Consider the following 16,862-nt stretch of genomic DNA (forward strand, 5'->3'; position numbering starts at 1 on the left):
GTCCCGACCGGGCGGCTCAGTTCCCGAGCCGCCCGGTCGCCGGATCCACCTGCCACCCGGCCACGGCGGCCACCAGCCGGTCGGCCAGGCCGGCCAGCAGCTCGGCCCCCTCGGCGGCGCCGGCGCCGGCCGGATCCCCCAGGACGCCGTTCTCGCTGACCGCGCGCACCCCCTCGGCGCGCAGCCGGGGCAGCAGCTCGCCGATCGGGGTGCGATCGCCGGCCACCGCCCGCTGTCCCAGCACCCACTCGGGTTCCACGTGCAACATCAGCGACGTCTCGGTGCGGCCGGCGTGGGCGTCGCCACCGGGCACCCCGCACGGCCACCAGGCGACGTCACGGCCCTCGGTGCGGAGCAGCGCCCCCGCCGTCCGGAGGGCGTCCAGGTTGCCGCCGTTGCCGTTCACCAGCAGCACCCGGCCGGCCCAGCGGCACGCCGACCGGCCGTACTCGACCAGCAGGCCGGTCAGCGCCTCGGTGCCCAGCGAGATGGTGCCGGGGAAATCCTCGTGCTCACCGCTCGCGCCGTAGGCCAGGGCCGGGGCCAGCAACGCCGAGTCGATCCGGTCGACCGCCGCGTCGGCGACGGCCGCGGCGACCGCGGTGTCGGTGATCAGCGGGAGGTGCGGGCCGTGCTGCTCCACCGCGCCCAGCGGCACCAGCAGCAGTGCCGACTCGGGCAGGTCCGGCCAGGTCGCGGCAGCGAGGGAGCGCACCCGGGAACCCTAGTGAGCGATGACCAGGACCTCGTCGTCGTCGGACGGGTCGGGCAGCTCCCACGGCCGCACGACCACGACCAGGACCACCAGGGCCAGCGTCAGGGCCAGGACGACGACCGTGCCCATGGCCAGCGCGTCGTTCCCGAGCACCCCGACCAGCGGGGCGACCGCGGCGCCGACCACGAACTGCACGGCACCGAGCATCGCCGCGGCGGTGCCGGCCGTGTCCCCGTGCCGGGCCAGCGCCAGGGCCGGTGCGTTGGGGAGACCGAGGCCGGTGGCGAACAGGACCGCCCACATGGGCACCGCCACCGCCCAGATGCTGCCGGTGTCGACCAGTGCGAGGCCGGCCAGGAGCGCGCCGGCGACCACACCGCCGATGGTCGCCCCGAGCAGCACGCGGGAGGGCGGCCACCGCTTCAGCAGGACGGGGTTGAGCTGGGTGGCGGCGATCAACCAGATCGCACCGGCCCCGAAGAAGAGCCCGAACTCCTGCTCGTCGAGGCCGAACTCGTCCTGGTAGACGAACGCGGCGCCCGAGACGTAGCTGAAGAGCCCGGCGATCACCAGGCCACCGACGAGCACCAGGCCGACGAACACCCGGTCCCGGAAGAGCCCCCGGTAGCTGGCCAGCGTGCTGCGCACCCCGACGGCGAGGCGGCGCTCCGGGGGGAGCGTCTCGCGCACGACGAACCACCCGACGACCAGCAGCAGCAGGCCGTAGGCGGCGAGGATGACGAAGACCCCGCGCCAGGACGTGTAGCGCAGCACCTGGCCGCCCAGCGCCGGCGCGAGCACCGGGAACGCGCCGATCACCAACATGAGCCGCGAGATCATCGTGGCCGCCGCGCGCCCGCTGAACAGGTCGCTGATGACGGCGAGGGCGACGACCATGCCGGCCGCCGTCCCGATGCCCTGCATCAACCGCAGCACGCCGAGGACGGCGACGTTGGGCGCCACCAGGACCAGCAGCGAGGCGATGACGTGCAGGGCGGTGCCGGCCAGCAGCGGCGTGCGGCGGCCGAGGGCGTCGGACAGCGGGCCCAGGACGAGCTGCCCCAGCCCCATCCCGACCAGGGTGCCGGTCAGCGTGAGCTGGACGCCCGCCGACGTCGTCAGCAGGTCGTCGGCCACGGTCGGCAGTGCCGGCAGGTAGAGGTCGATCGTCAGCGGCCCGAGCGCGACGAAGGCGCCGAGCGTCAGGGCGGTCCGTGCCATGCCCGGAGGCGCGGGGCTGGCGGCGGCCGCCTCGGCCGCGGTCGGCCGGTCGTGCGTCGTGGTCACGCGAGCGCTCCTGTGTCCGGGTGTGTCCCCCGGGTGCTGCGCTCCCGGCTCGTCGGGCCCAAGGGGCTGCGTCGCCCCGGCATTCCCGGTCCCGGCGCGTCGCTGCGCCGTCTCTCGTATGCCTTTCGGTTTCCCCTGTCCTTTGTAGCCCGTCGGCAGCCCACGTGTCACGGGACCGGCGCGAGGGCACCCGGTGGACAGGAACAGAGGAGAGGACGGGACATGAGCACCGAGGACGCACACAAGGTCGCCGAGCTGATCAAGGGGGAGCGCTTCGGCTTCCTCACGACGACGACGCCGACGGGGACCCTGACCAGCCGCCCGATGACGCTGCAGGAGGTCGAGTTCGACGGTGACCTGTGGTTCTTCGCCGAGCGCGGCGCCGACTGGCTCGACCACATCCGGGCCTCGCCGCAGGTCAACGTCGGGATCGGCTCCGGTGGCACCTGGGTGTCGCTGACCGGGCAGGCGGCGGTCGTGGACGACGTCGCGAAGAAGAAGGAACTGTGGAACGGCGGGGCCGAGGCGTGGCTCCCGCAGGGCCCGGAGGACCCGTCCGTCGTCCTGGTCCGGGTGGACGGCGACTCGGCGGAGTACTGGGACAGCCCCGGCGGCCGGCTGGCCACCGCCTTCAGCTTCGTGAAGGCCAAGGCCACCGGCCAGCGGATCGACGCGGGCGAGAACGAGGTCGTCGACCTCTGACGCGGCCCGCCGAGGTCGCCACTGTGCACTCGTCCACCGCATCCGCGACGGATGCGGTGGACGACTGCACACTCCCGGGTGGGCGCGCTCCCAGCGGGCTCGCAGCGGAACCGGAGGAGGCCCTCAGCCGGCAGGACGAGGCTCGGTGCACCCCACCAGGAGGTGCACCGTGTTCCTCGTCGTCGTCCTGATCGCCCTGCTGCTGACCATGACCCTGGCCGACCTCACCCCGGACCTGCTGCCGGAGCACGGCCGGGGCGTGGTGCGGCTGCCCTGACCCTTACTGCATGCCCGCCAGGGGCGACTCGTCGCACAGCTTGGCCGGGATGGAGGGGAACCCCAGCAGCGTCGGCTGGCCACGCACCGGGCCGGAGTGCGAGTGGTCGATGTGCGACTTCGGCGCGGTCCGGTCGGCGTCGCGGGCGGCCAGCGCCGTCTCGCCGTAGCCCTGCACGCACTCGGGGTCGGGACCGTCCAGCGGCAGGCCGGTGAAGAACTTCGCCGCCATGCAGCCACCGCGGCAGGCGTCGAAGTGCGCGCACTTGGTGCAGGCGCCGCCGGTCTGCGGCGAGCGCAGCTCCTGGAACAGGTCCGAGGTCTGCCAGACCCGCTGGAAGCCGCCCTCGTCACGGACGTTGCCGGCCAGGAAGTTCTCGTGGATGGCGAACGGGCAGGCGTAGACGTCGCCCACCGGGTCGATCAGGCAGACCACGCGCCCCGCGCCGCACAGGTTCAGCCCGGGGAGCGCCTCGCCGTACGCGGAGAGGTGGAAGAAGGAGTCGCCGGTGAGCACGTTGTCGCCGTTGGCGAGCAGCCAGTTGTAGAGCTCGCGCTGCTGGGCCTGGGTGGGGTGCAGCTCGTCCCACACGTCGGCCCCGCGGCCCGAGGGCCGGAACCGGGTGATCCGCAGCTGCGCGCCGAAGGAGTCGGTCAGCGCCTTGAACTGGTCGAGCTGACCGACGTTCTCGCGGGTGACGACGACCGAGACCTTGAAGTCCTTCATCCCGGCCTCGGCCAGGTTCTCCAGCGCCCGGGTGGCGGTCGCGAAGGAGCCGGTGCCGCGGACCCGGTCGTTGACCTCGGCGGTCGCGCCGTCGAGGGAGAGCTGCACGTCGACGTAGTCGGTCGCCGCCAGCTGCGCGGCCCGCTTCTTGTCGAGCTTGATGCCGTTGGTGGAGAACTTGACGCCGACCTGGTGGTCGATCGCGTAGTCGAGCAGGTGCCAGAAGTCCGGCCGCACGGTGGGCTCGCCGCCGCCGACGTTGACGTAGAAGACCTGCATCCGCTGCAGCTCGTCGATGACCCGCTCGGCCTCGGCGGTCGACAGCTCGCGGGGGTCCCGCCGGCCGGAGGACGACAGGCAGTGCACGCACGCCAGGTTGCAGGCGTAGGTGAGCTCCCAGGTCAGGCAGATCGGGGCGTCCAGGCCGTACTCGAACTGGTCGATCAGCCGGCCACCGACGGGACGGTCGGGGCGGACGGTGGGGCGGGACGGCAGGACGGCGGTCATGCGGGCAGCTCCCTGAGTTCGATCATCTGCGAGCGCGAGAGGTCGGCCAGCGCCTTGACGTAGGCGGGCCGTTGCGCCTCGGGCACCGCGCAGGCCTCGAGCGTGGCGTGCACGCTCGGGTGCTGCTCCAGTGACTCCACGACGCTGACCAGCAGCTTCGACTTCAGGAACGACAGCTTGCGGTTCCCGAAGTGGTACACGAGCGCCCCGAACGGCTCCGGGCGCATCGCCACCGACCGGGCCCGCTGCCAGGGGAGCTCCGGGTCGAACGCGGCCCCCGGGGCGTCCTGGTCCACGGCAGCGGGCTCGGCGGTGGTCACCGGCTGGCTCAGTAGACGCCGCACATGCCGTCGATGGAGACCTCCTCGACGAGGGTCTCCTCGACCAGCGCCTCCTCGGCCACGGCCGGGGTCTCGTTCTCGGTGCTGACGGTGACCTGCTCGGGCATGACGCCTCCTCGGAGATGGGTGACCTGGGTCGCGCCGAACGCTAGTGACACCCGGTGCCACAGGCAACACCGGGTGAACCGGCGGCGCGGCGGTTCCCGCGGCGGACCCGTCGGTACAGGATGGACGGGTGACCACCGCCCAGGCCGATCTGCGCGCCGACACCCGCGCGCGCCTGGAGCAGGTGGCCCTGGACCTGTTCACCGCCGAGGGCTTCGAGCGCGTCACCGCCGACGAGATCGCCGAGGCCGCCGGGATCAGCCGGCGCACGTTCTTCCGCTACTTCCCCACCAAGGCCGATGCCGTGTGGGGCGACTTCGCCGGCCACGTGGCCCGCCTCGAGGCGCGGCTGGCGGCGACCTCCCCCGCCCAGCCGGTGCTCGCCTCGATCTGTGCGGCCTACCTCGAGGTCAACGACTACCCGCCCGCGCAGCTGCCGCTCCTGCAGCAGCGGATGCGGCTGATCCTGGGCGAGCCGGCCCTGCAGGCCCACTCGCAGCTGCGGTACGCCGACGTCGACCGCGCCGTGGCCGCGCACGTCGCCCGGCGCACCGGCGTCGCCCCCGCCGCGCTGGTCCCGCGACTGGTCGCCACCAGCACCCGCGCCGCCGCGACCACGGCCTTCGAGGTGTGGCTGAACGGCGGCGGCCCGCTGGCCGACGGCCTGCGCCGCGCCTTCGACGAGCTCGCCGCCGGCTTCCCCGCGCTGCTCGCCGCCCCCGGCCACTAGCCCCCGGGCAGAATGGCGTTTCTGCACGGTGCGCAATGGCGCTATTGCCCGGTCAGGAGCTCCGTCAGGCCGGTCAGGAGCCGGTCGACGTCCTCGTCGTCGGTGTAGGGCGCCAGGCCGATCCGCAGGCCGCCGGCGTCCCCCAGCCCGAGGCGGCGGGACGGCTCGATCGCGTAGAAGGAGCCGGCCGGCGCGTTGACGTCGCGCTCGGCCAGGCCGCGCGAGAGCTCGGCCGCCGGGCGCCCCTCGGCGGTGATCAGCAGCGTCGGCGTGCGGTGCCGCGCCCGCGACCAGAGCGTGACGCCGGGCAGCGCGGTCAGGGCGTCCTCGGCGCGCACCCGCAGCCGGTCCTCGTGCTCCTCGACGGCGGTGAGCCCGCGCACCAGCCGGTCCCGCCGGTCGCCGGCACCACCCCCGAGCCCGGCCAGGTAGTCGACGGCCGCCGTCGTCCCGGCGAGCAGTTCGTAGGGCAGCGTGCCCAGCTCGAACCGCTCGGGGACGGCGTCGGTCGAGGGCAGCAGCTTGTCCGGGTGCAGCGTCTCCAGCAGCTCCGGCGCCGCGATCAGGCAGCCCAGGTGCGGGCCGAGGAACTTGTACGGCGAGCAGGCGAAGAAGTCCGCGCCGAGGGCGGCGACGTCGACCGGGGCGTGCGCGGTGAGGTGCACGCCGTCCACGAACGCCAGCGCGCCGGCCTCGTGCGCGAGGGCGGTGATCGCCGGGACGTCGGGCCGCGTGCCGATGAGGTTCGAGGCGCCGGTCACCGCCACCAGCCGTGTGCGCGAGCCGAGCACCGCCGCGACGGCGGACGGTTCCAGCTCCCCGGTTGCGGGGTCGAGGTCCGCCCACCGGACGGTCGCGCCCCGCGCCTGCGCGGCCTGTACCCACGGCCGCACGTTCGCGTCGTGGTCCAGGCGGGTCACGACCACCTCGTCGCCCGGGCCCCAGCCGGCGGCCAGCGTGCGCGAGAGGTCGTAGGTCAGCTGGGTCATGCTGCGACCGAAGACGACGCCCCGCGGATCCCCGGCGACGAGGTCCGCGACGGCGGCGCGCGCGGAGAGGACGACGTCGTCGGCGTTGCGCTCGGCGGCGGTGAGCCGGCCGCGGTTGGCGATGGGGCTGGTCAGCGTGGCGGCGACGGCCTCGGCGACCGGCGTCGGCACCTGCGAGCCGCCCGGGCCGTCGAAGTGGGCGGCGCCGGCCCGGAGTGCGGGGAAGGCGGACCGGACGGCGGCGACGTCGTAGCTCACCCGGTCAGCATGCGGGGTGCCGGGCGGCTGCGAGGATCCGGCCATGGAGAGCCTGACCCACAGCGATGCGGTCGTCGTGCCCGTCTCCGCCGAGGAGCTGTACGACCTGGTGTCGGACGTGACCCGGACCGGCGAGTGGAGCCCGGTCTGCCGGGCGTGCTGGTGGGACGAGGGCTGGCAGGGCGAGGACGGCGGCCCGCGGGTCGGCGCGTGGTTCACCGGCCGCAACGAGGTCCCGGGCCGCACGTGGGAGACGCGCAGCGAGGTGGTGGTGGCCGACCGCGGCCGTGCGTTCGCCTGGCTGGTCGGCGGATCGCTGGTGCGCTGGTCCTTCACGCTCGAGCCCGTCGACGCGGGCACCCGGCTGACCGAGTCGTGGGAGTTCCTGCCGGCCGGGCAGCGGGTGTTCGTCGAGCGCTACGGCGCCGACGCGCAGGCGCAGGTCGAGGACCGGACGCGAGCGGCCCGCGAGGGCATCCCGGCGACCCTGGCCGCCATCGCGCGCGTCGCCACCCGCCCGGACGACCCGGCGGCCTGACGCGGGGCCCGGACGGCGTCGCCCGGGCCCCTCCCGGTCAGGTCCCGGCGATGTTGCCCAGGCCGCCGCCCCCGGCGAACTGGCTGGCGAGCTGCATCGGGTCGACACCGAGCTCGCCGAGCACGCCGGCGTGCTCGTGGATGTCCACCTGGTCGGGGAGCTCGCGGTCGGCGCGGTCGGCCGCGGCGTCGTCGCCACGGGTACGGAGGAGGTCCACGATCTGGGACTTGTCGGTCTGCATACCGGAAGCCCTACCCGTAACTGCGGCGGGCACGCTCAAACCGCCGAGCGGATGATCCGGTCCGGCCGGACGGCGACCGTGTGCGCGCTCCCGAGCCACTCCGAGAGCACGCCGTCGACGTCGTCCAGGACGATCCGGCGGCCGTCCGCGAACGCCACCAGCCCGCTCGCCGAGCGGGAGAGCGTCGCGCTCCCCGAGCCGAGCACCTCGTCGACCGGGCACCGCCGGCCGTCGACCCCCACCTGCGCGCGGGGCAGCAGCGTGCCGGCCAGGCGCCGGCCGGCCCGGCCGGAGCGCTCCACCAGCGGTCCACGGCGCAGCGGCGGCGTGCGACTGTCCGTGGCGAACGCCGCCACGGCGGGGACCCGGTCCACCCCGGCGAGCACCGCCCGGCGCACCGCGGCCGCGCTCCGCCCGCCACCGGTCATCAGCGCCCCGACCAGCACCGCGAGCCGGACCAGCGCCCGGGCATGCGGCGCGCGCTCCGCCTGGTGGGTGTCGAGCAGCGACTCGCGGGCCTCGCCGGACAGGACGGCGGCCAGCTTCCACGCCACCTGGTGGACGTCGCGCAGGCCGAGCCCCAGTCCCTGCCCGATGAACGGCGGGGTCAGGTGCGCGGCGTCCCCGGCCAGCAGCACCCGCCCGGCGCGCCACCGGTCGGCGACCTGCGGGCGGTAGGTGTACTCGGCGATCCGCACGACCTCCGCGCGGCCCGCCCCGAAGGGCGCGAGGAGCTCACCCAGAGCCAGGTCCGCCGCGGTCTCCCCGGGCGCGAGCCGGGCCTCGAACCGGTACCGGTCCCCCGCCACCGGCATGAAGGTCGCCGCGCGCCGGGGATCGCAGACCTGGTGCACGCCCGGCCAGACCGGCAGCGGCTCCGCGGCCCGCAGGTCGGCGACCAGCCAGCGGTCGGCGCGGCCCAGGTCCCGCATCCGGGCGCCGATCAGCCGGCGGACCGTGCTGTTCGCGCCGTCGCAGCCCAGCACCGCCCGCGCCGGGACGGACCGGTCCCCCACCCGGACGCTCACGACGCCGTTGTCCTCGCTCAGGCCGGTCACCTCGGCCCCGTGCTCGATCCGGACCAGCGGCTCGGCGCCGACCGCGGCGCGCAGCAGGGCCTCGAGGTCGGGCTGGTGGAACATCGACGCCTGCGGCCAGCCGTGCAGCCCGGCACCGGGGTCGCGGCCGAACTCGGCGAGCACGCGGGCATGTCCGTCGAGCAGGCGCAGCCCGAGGGCCGGCCGGCTGATCTGCAGGAAGTCCCCGACGACGCCGGCGTCGGCCAGCGCGCGCAGCGCCTCGTCGTCCAGGTGCACCGCGCGGGGCTCGCCGTACGGCGACGCGTGCCGCTCCAGGACGAGCACCGGCAGGCCCCGCCGGGCGAGCAGCAGCGCCGCCGTCAGCCCCACCGGCCCGGCGCCGACCACGACCACCGGGACGCCGGACACCGCCCCAGTCTGACCGTCGACGCTGCACGACGTTGCAACCGGCGGGCCTGGGCTTGCGCCGTGCCCGCCGCCGGGTCAGCGTGACCGGCAGCACACGCCCGCGACAGCGGGCCGAGGGAGGGACGGACCGTGAAGACCAAGGGTGCACTGCTGTGGGGCGTCGGCGAGGAGTGGTCGATCGAGGAGATCGAGCTGGGCGACCCGAAGGAGGGTGAGGTCCAGGTCCAGCTCGCCGCCTCGGGCCTGTGCCACAGCGACGAGCACCTGGTCACCGGCGGCACGCCGGTCGCCTTCTACCCGGTCATCGGCGGGCACGAGGGCGCGGGCGTCGTCACCAAGGTCGGCCCGGGCGTGCAGGGGCTGAAGGAGGGCGACCACGTCGTCACCGCCTTCATCCCAGCCTGCGGGCAGTGCCCGCCGTGCTCGAAGGGGATGCAGAACCTCTGCGACCTGGGCGCGAACCTGCTGGCCGGCACGTCGATCTCCGACGGCAGCTACCGGATCCAGGCCAAGGGCAAGGACGTCCTCCCGATGTGCCTGCTCGGCACGTTCTCGCCCTACATCACCGTGCACCAGGCGTCGGTGGTGCGGATCGAGCCCGACATCCCCCTCGAGGTCGCCGCGCTCGTCGGCTGCGGCGTCACCACCGGGTGGGGCTCGGCGACGAAGGTGGCCGACGTGCGGCCCGGCGAGAACGTCGTCGTCATGGGCGTCGGCGGGGTCGGCATGAACGCCGTCCAGGGCGCGGCGGCGGCCGGCGCCAAGCGGGTCATCGCCATCGACCCGGTGGCCAAGAAGCGCGAGTGGGCCATGGAGATGGGCGCCACCCACACGTTCGCCAGCATCGAGGAGGCCACCGGCCCGATCAACGACCTGACCTGGGGCCGGATGGCGGAGAAGACGATCATCACCGTCGGCGACATCCAGGGCGAGGACGTCGCCGCGGCCCTGAGCGTCACCGGCAAGGGCGGCCGCGCGGTCGTCACCGGCATGGGCAACGCCGCCAACGTCGACGTGAAGCTCAGCCTGTTCGAGCTGACCCTGCTGCAGAAGGACCTGCAGGGCGCGATCTTCGGCGGCCTCGCGCCGCGGGCGGCCATCCCCGAGCTGCTCTCGCTCTACCAGGAGGGCCAGCTCAACCTCGACGACCTGGTGACCACGAAGTACTCCCTGGAGGACGTCAACCAGGGCTACCAGGACATGCGCGACGGCAAGAACATCCGCGGGATGATCGTCTACACCGACGCCGACCGCTGACCTGCGGGGAGTGGATTCGTGGGCGTGACGCCCACGAATCCACTCCGGGTCAGCCGCGCAGCTCGGGGAAGTCGCTGTCCTTGAACTCGGTGGCGCTGCCCGCGGGGGCCAGCTGCTCCTCGCGCTCGCGCAGCTCGACCCGGCGGATCTTCCCGGAGATCGTCTTCGGCAGCTCCGCGAACTCCAGCCGGCGCACCCGCAAGAAGGGCGCGAGCCGCTCCCGCGCGTGCCGGAACACCGACAGGGCGGTCTCCGCGGTCGGCTCCCAGCCCGGCGCCAGCGTGACGTACGCCTTCGGGACGGCGGCGCGGAGGGGATCCGGCACCGGGACGACGGCCGCCTCCACCACGGCGGGGTGCTCTATCAGCACGCTCTCCAGCTCGAACGGGCTGATCTTGTAGTCGCTGGCCTTGAAGACGTCGTCCGTGCGCCCCACGTAGGTGATGTAGCCCTCGGCGTCCCGGGTCGCGACGTCCCCGGTGTGGTACCAGCCGCCGGCCATCGCCTCCGCCGCCCGCTCGGGGTCGCTCTGGTAGCCGGTCATCAGGCTCAGCGGCCGTTGCGAGAGGTCGAGGCAGATCTCGCCGTCGTCCCCGGGCTCCCCGGTGACCGGGTCGACCAGCACCACGGGCACCCCGGGCAGCGGCCGGCCCATCGACCCGGGCTTGACCACCGCACCCGGGACGTTGCCGACCGACGCCGTCGTCTCGGTCTGGCCGTAGCCGTCCCGCAGCGTCAGCCCCCAGGCCCGCTGCACCTGCTCGATGACCTCGGGGTTGAGCGGCTCACCGGCGGCGAGGACCTCGCGCAACGACCCCGGGCCCGCGGAGAGGTCGGCCTGGATGAGCATCCGCCAGACGGTGGGCGGCGCGCAGAAGGTCGTGATGTGCGCGCGGCGCAGGCGGTCGAGCAGGGCCGGGGCGTCGAAGCGCGCGTAGTTGTAGAGGTAGACGGTGGCCTCGGCCGCCCACGGCGCGAAGAAGCAGCTCCAGGCGTGCTTGGCCCAGCCCGGCGAGCTGATGTTGAGGTGCACGTCGCCCGGGCGCAGGCCCTGCCAGTACATCGTCGACAGGTGCCCGACCGGGTAGCTGACCTGCGTGTGCTCGACCAGCTTCGGCCGGCTGGTGGTGCCGCTGGTGAAGTACAGGAGCAGCGGGTCGGTCGACACCGTGCCCGGGTGGCCGGGCGCCTCCTCCGGCGCGGAGTGCGTCTGCGCGTACGGCGCCCAGCCGGGCACCTCGCCGCCCACCACGACCCGGCCATAGTCGCCCGGGACCTGTTCGAACTTGGCGGCGTCGACGGCGTTGGCGACGACGTGCCGGGCCCCGCCGCGGCCGATCCGGTCGGCGAGGTCCGCGGGCCCGAGCGCGGTGGTGGTCGGCATGATCACCGCACCGAGCTTCATCACCGCGAGCATCGACTCCCACAGCTCGACCTGGTTGCCGAGCATGAGGACGACGCGGTCGCCCTTCCGCACCCCCTGCTCGCGCAGCCAGCCGGCGACCTGGTCCGAGCGGCGGGCGAGGGTGTCGAACGACCAGGACCCCTCGGTGCCGTCCTCCTCGACGATCACCAGGCCGGGCCGGTCGACGCCCCGGGCGATCGCGTCGAACCAGTCGACGGCCCAGGAGAATGGCCCCGTGAGCTCCGGCCAGCGGAACTCCGCGACGGCCCGCTCGTGGTCGCCGCTCAGGGCCAGCAGCTGGTCGCGGGCGGCTCGGTACGCGGCGGTCGCCGGGCTCTCGGTCATCGGTGGGGATCCCCTCTCGTCCACCTCGCATCCTCAGCGCGGGCCCGGGGCCCCGCCACCCCCGGACGTGCCTGCCGAGCTGCGCCTCCGCGCGGCGCACGAACGCCTGTCGACCGGTGCCCCGGCAGGTGTACAACCGCCGCGTCACCGGTCCCGGCCCACCCACGGGGGACGAGGGAGACAGATCGTGAAGCAGACCTACCGCGTCATCTCCGGGCTCATCGCCCTGGGCGTCCTCGTCCAGGCGGGAGCGATCGCCGCCGGCTGGTTCACCGCCCTCCACGACGTCGACAACGGCCTGGTCATCGACGACAACTACGACGGCAACGCGTTCCACGGCGTCCACGGCTTCGTGGGGTTCAACGTCATGCCGCTGCTGGGGCTGGTCCTGCTCGTCGTGTCCTTCTTCGCCGCCCGGACCGTCCCGGGCGCGCGGAAGTGGGCCGGCATCGTGTTCGGCCTGATCATCCTGCAGGTGGCCCTGGCGCTGTTCGCCTTCAGCGTGCCGGCCCTCGGCGCGCTGCACGGCATCAACGCCCTGGCCGTCCTCGGGACCGCGATCCGCGCGAGCATGCTGGCCCGCGACGCCGGCCCGGCCGGACCGCACGGTGCCGACCAGGTCGACGTCCCCGCGCAGCGAACCGGGTCCGCGGCCCCGCAGTCGCGCATTGTCTGACCTCCTCCGGCGGCGGTGGCGCGTACTGGTGCCCGCCACCGTCGGAGTGCTCCTGCTCGCCGGTGGCGGCTGGTACTGGTCGACGAGCCTGGTGCCCTCGACGTACTCCGTGATGGACATGGGCTACGCCGACTTCGGCGGCGGCCCCGAGCACGAGCACCACGGGTCGACGGGCACCAGCGTCGCGGACCTGACCGGGCCGGCGACCGGCGACCCGGACGTCGACGTGCGCCTGGAGGCACGCCAGCAGGCCTTCGACCTGGCCAGCGGCGAACGCGTCGAGGGCTACACGTTGAACGGCAGCTCCCCCGGTCCGGAGATCGAGGCCACGGTGGGCGACCTGGTGCAGGTGACGCTGGTCGACGTCGACGTGTCCGACGGCATCACCCTGCACTGGCACGGCGTCGACGTCCCGAACGCCGAGGACGGCGTCGCGGGCGTCACCCAGGACGCGGTGGAGCCGGGCGAGGAGCACGTCTACCGGTTCGTCGCCGAGGACGCCGGCACCTACTGGTACCACTCCCACCAGGTCTCCCACGAGCAGGTGGAGGGCGGCCTCTTCGGCACCCTCGTCGTCCGCCCGCCGGCCGCCGCCGGCGACGCGGACGAGCCGGCGGACGTCGTCGCGGCCGTGCACACCTACAGCGGACGACGGACGATCGGAGGCCGCACGGGCCTGACCCCGGTCCTCGCCGAGGACGGCGCCCCGGTGCGGGTGCGGCTGGTCAACACCGACAACGGCCCCCTGCGGGCGTGGGTGAGCGGCGGGCCCTACCGGGTCGTCGCGGTCGACGGCCGGGACGTGCACGAGCCGACCGACGTGTCCGGCGAGGGGGTGCTGGTCACCGCGGGCGGCCGGGTGGACCTGCTGGTGACCGCCCCCGCCCGGGTGGACGCCGGCGCGGGGACGGCGGTCGTCGTCGGTCCCGAGGGGGTGGAGGTGCCGGCCGATCCCGAGCCGCAGGAGCGCGTCGACCTGCTGAGCTACGGCGGCCCCGCAGCGCTGCCCTTCGACCCCGACCAGGCCGACCGGCGCTTCGAGTACCGGATCGGGCGGCGGATCGGCCTCGTCGACGGCGAGCCCGGCTTCTGGTGGACCATCAACGGGCACCTGTTCCCCGACGTGCCGATGTTCCACGTCACCGAGGGCGACGTCGTCCGGATGACCATCAGCAACGACAGCGGCGGCGTGCACCCCATGCACCTGCACGGGCACCACGCCGTCGTCCTCTCCCGGAACGGCGTCGCCGCCACGGGCAGCCCCTGGTGGGTCGACTCGCTCAACGTGGCCGACGGCGACAGCTACGAGATCGCCTTCCTCGCCGACAACCCCGGGCTCTGGATGGACCACTGCCACAACCTCGACCACGCCGCGGACGGCCTGGTCGCCCACCTGGCCTACGCCGGGATCACCGAGCCGTACCGGGTCGGCGGATCGCACGACAACGCCCCGGAGTGACCCCGCCCATCTGCACTAATGTGGTCCGCGTCACCTCGATGGGAGCCGCCGTGTCCCCCTCCCCGGCCGCACGCCCCGACGACGGCGACGTGCTCCGCGCCGCTGTGCGCGAGGTGCACGCGCAGTCGGGGATGAGCGTCGTCTTCGCAGGGCCGGTGCTCGCCTCTCCCGCAGGGACGGCGATCCGGATCGGCGAGCTGCTGGGTGCCCGGACGACGCACCTGCGCGACCTCGACGTCCGGGTCGGCGCGGGCCTCGGCGGGCGGGTGCTCGCCGAGGGCCGGCCCGCCGGGGTGGAGGACTACTCGGGGTCGCTGGACATCACGCACGAGTACGACGGGCCGGTCCTGGCCGAGGGGCTGTGCACCGTGGCCGCCGTCCCGGTGGTGGTGGCCGGCCGGCCGCGGGCGGTCGTCTACGCCGCCTCGCGGGAGCGGGGATCGGTCGGCGACCGGGTGCGCGACGCCCTCGCCCGGTCCGCCCGGCGGATGGCCTCGGAGCTGGCGATCCGCGACGAGGTCGACCGGCGGGTGGCACGGCTGACCGCCACCCCGGCCGACGACCAGCCGGCCCGCTGGGAGGAGGTCCGGGCCGTGCACGCCGAACTCCGGCTGGCCGCCCAGGACGCCGCCGACGAGGTCCTCCGGTCGCGGCTGCTCGACGCCTGCACCCGCCTCGCCGCGTTGGGCGCCGCACCGGACGCCCGGCCGGCGACGGTGCACCTCTCGGCCCGCGAGCTCGACGTGCTGGCCCAGGTCGCGCTCGGGTGCAGCAACCGTGATGCGGCGGAGCGGCTGTCGCTCCGGCCGGAGACGGTGAAGAGCTACCTCAGCGCGGCGATGACCAAGCTCGACGCGCACACCCGCCTGGAGGCCGTCGTCCACGCGCGGCGGCTGGGGTTGCTCCCCTAGCCGAGCAGGCGGGTGAGGGCGGGGCCGAGGTCGCGGATCGAGCGGACCATCTCCGCCGTCCCGCCGCCGCGGGCGGCGAGCGCGCGGGCGGCCTCCTCGGCCTCCGGCGTCGGCAGCGGGCACAGCACGTGCAGCCGGTCGATGCCGGCCAGCGCCGTCTCCGGCGGATCGCCGGTGGTGTGCAGGCAGTCCGACAGCAGGACGGCGATCCGCTCGTCGGCGACCGCGGGCAGCAGCTGGCGGCGGACCGCCCGGAGCGCCGCCGCGAGGTCGGTCATCCCGTGCCCGCGGAGGGTGACCAGGTGCTGCACGAGGTCCTCCGGCGCCCGCCGCTGCCCGTGCCGCTGCACCACGTCGACCTCCGCGCCGAAGGTCAGGACGCTGGTCTGCAGCCGTTCGTCGGCGGTCAGCACGACCCCGGCGGCGGCGATCGCGGCGATCGCGACCCCCAGGCCGGTCATGGAGCCGGACGTGTCGACGGCCAGGCACACCGCGCGGCGCGCCCCGGTCCAGGTGCGGGTGACCAGGTCCTCCGGCGCCAGGGCCCGGCCGGGGTCCCAGCGGTCCAGCGTGCGGTCCAGGTCCAGGTCGCCGTCCCCCCGGCGGTCGGCGACCAGCCGCCGGGTCCCGCGGGTACGGGTGCGGCCGACCCGGCCCACCTGCACGAACACCCGCGCGGCCACCCGCTGGGCCGCCGCGCGCAGCTCCCGGTCGGTGGCCAGCGCGAGGTCGGTGAGGAGCGCCGCCGCGGCGTCGGCGTCGGTGGCCATCAGGGCGGAGAAGGCCTCCTCGTCGAACTCCCCGACCTCGGGGCTGACCTCGTCGAACGACTCGTGCCGGGCGGCCATCTCGCGCCGTCCGGTCTGCCGCCGCGCGCCACCGCTGCGGCGGTCGCGGCGCAGCGACGACGCGGACTCCGGGCCCGCCTGCTGACCGGCAGGCGGGCCCTCAGCTTTTCCCGGGTCTCCCCCGTCCGCGGGCGGCGGCTCCTCGGCGGCCGGGGGCGGGCCGTCCGCCGGCCAGATCTCGTCGAGCAGGTCGTCGATCACCGCCTCCGCGGTGCGCTCGACGCCGTCGGCGACCCGGATCCGGCCCGAGAGCGCGGCGTACGCGGCGTCCCGGGTGGTCTCCCGGGCCCCGTCGTCGGCCAGGCCGGTCAGACCGCGCATCTCCAGCAGACCTCCGAGCAGCAGGACCAGGTCGATCGCGCCGCGCACCGAGGAGCCCATCCGGACGTCGCGGTGCTCGCGGGTGGCCCGGACCAGGCGCACGGCCAGCGCGGTGAGGTCCGCCGGGGCGGCGGTGACCGCGGAGGTGATCGACCGCTCGCCCGCGGCGTCCTGGTAGCCGAGGACGACACGGCACATCCGGTCGGCGATGGCCTGGCCGACGCGGGCGGTCCCGATGGCGTCGAAGGGGTTCATCGCCGCGATCAGCCGGAACCCCGCGGCCGCGCGCACGTGACCCAGCCGCGGCACGGTGATCTCGCCCTCGGTGAGCACCGTGATGAGGACGTTGAGCGTCTCCTCGGGGATGCGGTTGAGCTCCTCGAGGTAGAGCAGGCCCGAGCCGCGCATCGCCGTGAGCAGCGGCCCGTCGGTGAAGCTCTCGGGCACGTAGCCGGCGGCGAGGACGGCGGCCGGGTCGTACTGACCGATCAGCCGGGCCGGGGTGAGCTCGGCGTTGCCCTCGACGAAGACGACCTCCTGGCCGACGTCGGCCGCGATCGCCCGCAGCAGCGTGGACTTGCCCGTGCCCGGCGGCCCCTCGAGGACGACGTGCCGGTTGGTGCGCAGCGCGACGGTCAGCACCTCGCGCTCCCGGCGCAGGCCGATGACCGGGTACGGCGCGGTCTCCGCGGTCACGGTCCCCCTCTCCTGCTCGGCGAGATCTGCACAGAGGTCTTCAGCACAGGGCCCCCATCAGAGCGCGATACCGACGACTG

General features: G+C 74.7%; 17 protein-coding genes. 7 read left to right on the forward strand and 10 right to left on the reverse strand.

Annotated elements, in window-relative coordinates:
• Window positions 1–16: 16 nt before the first annotated feature.
• On the reverse strand, window positions 17–715 hold the full coding sequence (gene mftE, locus N555_RS0124635; protein ID WP_029434151.1) for a mycofactocin biosynthesis peptidyl-dipeptidase MftE: 699 nt from the start codon (window positions 713–715) through the stop codon (window positions 17–19).
• Window positions 716–724: 9 nt separating this feature from the next.
• The gene (locus N555_RS0124640; protein ID WP_029434152.1) at window positions 725–2,002 is read right to left on the reverse strand and encodes a multidrug effflux MFS transporter; all 1,278 of its coding nucleotides are present in this window, start codon (window positions 2,000–2,002) and stop codon (window positions 725–727) included.
• 222 nt (window positions 2,003–2,224) lie between these two features.
• Here N555_RS0124640 and N555_RS0124645 point away from each other — a divergent pair, with 222 nt between their 5' ends.
• On the forward strand, window positions 2,225–2,704 hold the full coding sequence (locus tag N555_RS0124645) for a pyridoxamine 5'-phosphate oxidase family protein (RefSeq protein ID WP_029434153.1): 480 nt from the start codon (window positions 2,225–2,227) through the stop codon (window positions 2,702–2,704).
• A 280-nt stretch (window positions 2,705–2,984) separates the two neighbouring features.
• Here the strand turns inward: N555_RS0124645 and mftC are convergent, their stop codons facing one another.
• The 3 genes from mftC to mftA are packed head-to-tail and all read right to left on the reverse strand — an operon-like array spanning window position 2,985 to window position 4,662.
• Window positions 2,985–4,214, reverse strand: a complete 1,230-nt coding sequence (gene mftC / locus N555_RS0124655) for a mycofactocin radical SAM maturase (RefSeq protein ID WP_029434154.1) — start codon at window positions 4,212–4,214, stop codon at window positions 2,985–2,987.
• A complete protein-coding gene (mftB, locus tag N555_RS0124660; RefSeq protein ID WP_231503149.1) occupies window positions 4,211–4,534 on the reverse strand; it encodes a mycofactocin biosynthesis chaperone MftB in 324 nt (107 codons plus the stop codon). The genes mftC and mftB overlap by 4 nt, the downstream gene beginning before the upstream one ends.
• A gap of 8 nt (window positions 4,535–4,542) precedes the next feature.
• Window positions 4,543–4,662 carry a mycofactocin precursor MftA gene (gene mftA / locus N555_RS27625; RefSeq protein WP_081866472.1) on the reverse strand — a complete coding sequence of 40 codons (120 nt, stop codon included), beginning with the start codon at window positions 4,660–4,662 and terminating at the stop codon, window positions 4,543–4,545.
• A gap of 128 nt (window positions 4,663–4,790) precedes the next feature.
• On the opposite strand from mftA, the gene mftR reads away from it, so the two are divergent.
• Window positions 4,791–5,390, forward strand: a complete 600-nt coding sequence (gene mftR / locus N555_RS0124670; protein ID WP_029434156.1) for a mycofactocin system transcriptional regulator — start codon at window positions 4,791–4,793, stop codon at window positions 5,388–5,390.
• 41 nt (window positions 5,391–5,431) lie between these two features.
• Here mftR and N555_RS0124675 read toward each other — a convergent pair whose 3' ends face one another.
• A complete protein-coding gene (locus tag N555_RS0124675; protein ID WP_029434157.1) occupies window positions 5,432–6,637 on the reverse strand; it encodes a cysteine desulfurase-like protein in 1,206 nt (401 codons plus the stop codon).
• 43 nt (window positions 6,638–6,680) lie between these two features.
• On the opposite strand from N555_RS0124675, the gene N555_RS0124680 reads away from it, so the two are divergent.
• On the forward strand, window positions 6,681–7,175 hold the full coding sequence (locus tag N555_RS0124680) for an SRPBCC family protein (protein ID WP_029434158.1): 495 nt from the start codon (window positions 6,681–6,683) through the stop codon (window positions 7,173–7,175).
• Window positions 7,176–7,212: 37 nt separating this feature from the next.
• Here N555_RS0124680 and N555_RS0124685 read toward each other — a convergent pair whose 3' ends face one another.
• The gene (locus N555_RS0124685; RefSeq protein ID WP_029434159.1) at window positions 7,213–7,416 is read right to left on the reverse strand and encodes a hypothetical protein; all 204 of its coding nucleotides are present in this window, start codon (window positions 7,414–7,416) and stop codon (window positions 7,213–7,215) included.
• A gap of 35 nt (window positions 7,417–7,451) precedes the next feature.
• Window positions 7,452–8,864, reverse strand: coding sequence for a bifunctional 3-(3-hydroxy-phenyl)propionate/3-hydroxycinnamic acid hydroxylase (locus N555_RS0124690; RefSeq protein WP_029434160.1), 1,413 nt, complete (start codon window positions 8,862–8,864; stop codon window positions 7,452–7,454).
• 129 nt (window positions 8,865–8,993) lie between these two features.
• Between N555_RS0124690 and N555_RS0124695 the strand changes: the two genes are divergently transcribed.
• Window positions 8,994–10,121 carry an NDMA-dependent alcohol dehydrogenase gene (locus tag N555_RS0124695; RefSeq protein ID WP_029434161.1) on the forward strand — a complete coding sequence of 376 codons (1,128 nt, stop codon included), beginning with the start codon at window positions 8,994–8,996 and terminating at the stop codon, window positions 10,119–10,121.
• Between the two features lie 49 nt (window positions 10,122–10,170).
• Here the strand turns inward: N555_RS0124695 and N555_RS0124700 are convergent, their stop codons facing one another.
• Window positions 10,171–11,871 (reverse strand): AMP-binding protein, encoded by a 1,701-nt coding sequence (locus N555_RS0124700; protein WP_029434162.1) that lies wholly within the window; start codon window positions 11,869–11,871, stop codon window positions 10,171–10,173.
• Between the two features lie 187 nt (window positions 11,872–12,058).
• Here N555_RS0124700 and N555_RS0124705 point away from each other — a divergent pair, with 187 nt between their 5' ends.
• The 3 genes from N555_RS0124705 to N555_RS0124715 are packed head-to-tail and all read left to right on the forward strand — an operon-like array spanning window position 12,059 to window position 14,917.
• Window positions 12,059–12,547 carry a hypothetical protein gene (locus tag N555_RS0124705; RefSeq protein WP_197029145.1) on the forward strand — a complete coding sequence of 163 codons (489 nt, stop codon included), beginning with the start codon at window positions 12,059–12,061 and terminating at the stop codon, window positions 12,545–12,547.
• A gap of 28 nt (window positions 12,548–12,575) precedes the next feature.
• Window positions 12,576–14,006 (forward strand): multicopper oxidase family protein, encoded by a 1,431-nt coding sequence (locus N555_RS0124710; RefSeq protein WP_197029146.1) that lies wholly within the window; start codon window positions 12,576–12,578, stop codon window positions 14,004–14,006.
• Window positions 14,007–14,056: 50 nt separating this feature from the next.
• The gene (locus N555_RS0124715) at window positions 14,057–14,917 is read left to right on the forward strand and encodes a helix-turn-helix transcriptional regulator (protein ID WP_231503151.1); all 861 of its coding nucleotides are present in this window, start codon (window positions 14,057–14,059) and stop codon (window positions 14,915–14,917) included.
• Here the strand turns inward: N555_RS0124715 and N555_RS28105 are convergent.
• On the reverse strand, window positions 14,914–16,782 hold the full coding sequence (locus N555_RS28105) for an AAA family ATPase (protein WP_156036520.1): 1,869 nt from the start codon (window positions 16,780–16,782) through the stop codon (window positions 14,914–14,916). The genes N555_RS0124715 and N555_RS28105 overlap by 4 nt on opposite strands.
• Window positions 16,783–16,862: the final 80 nt, after the last annotated feature.

This window comes from Blastococcus sp. URHD0036 (assembly GCF_000701365.1).
Lineage (GTDB): Bacteria > Actinomycetota > Actinomycetes > Mycobacteriales > Geodermatophilaceae > Trujillonella.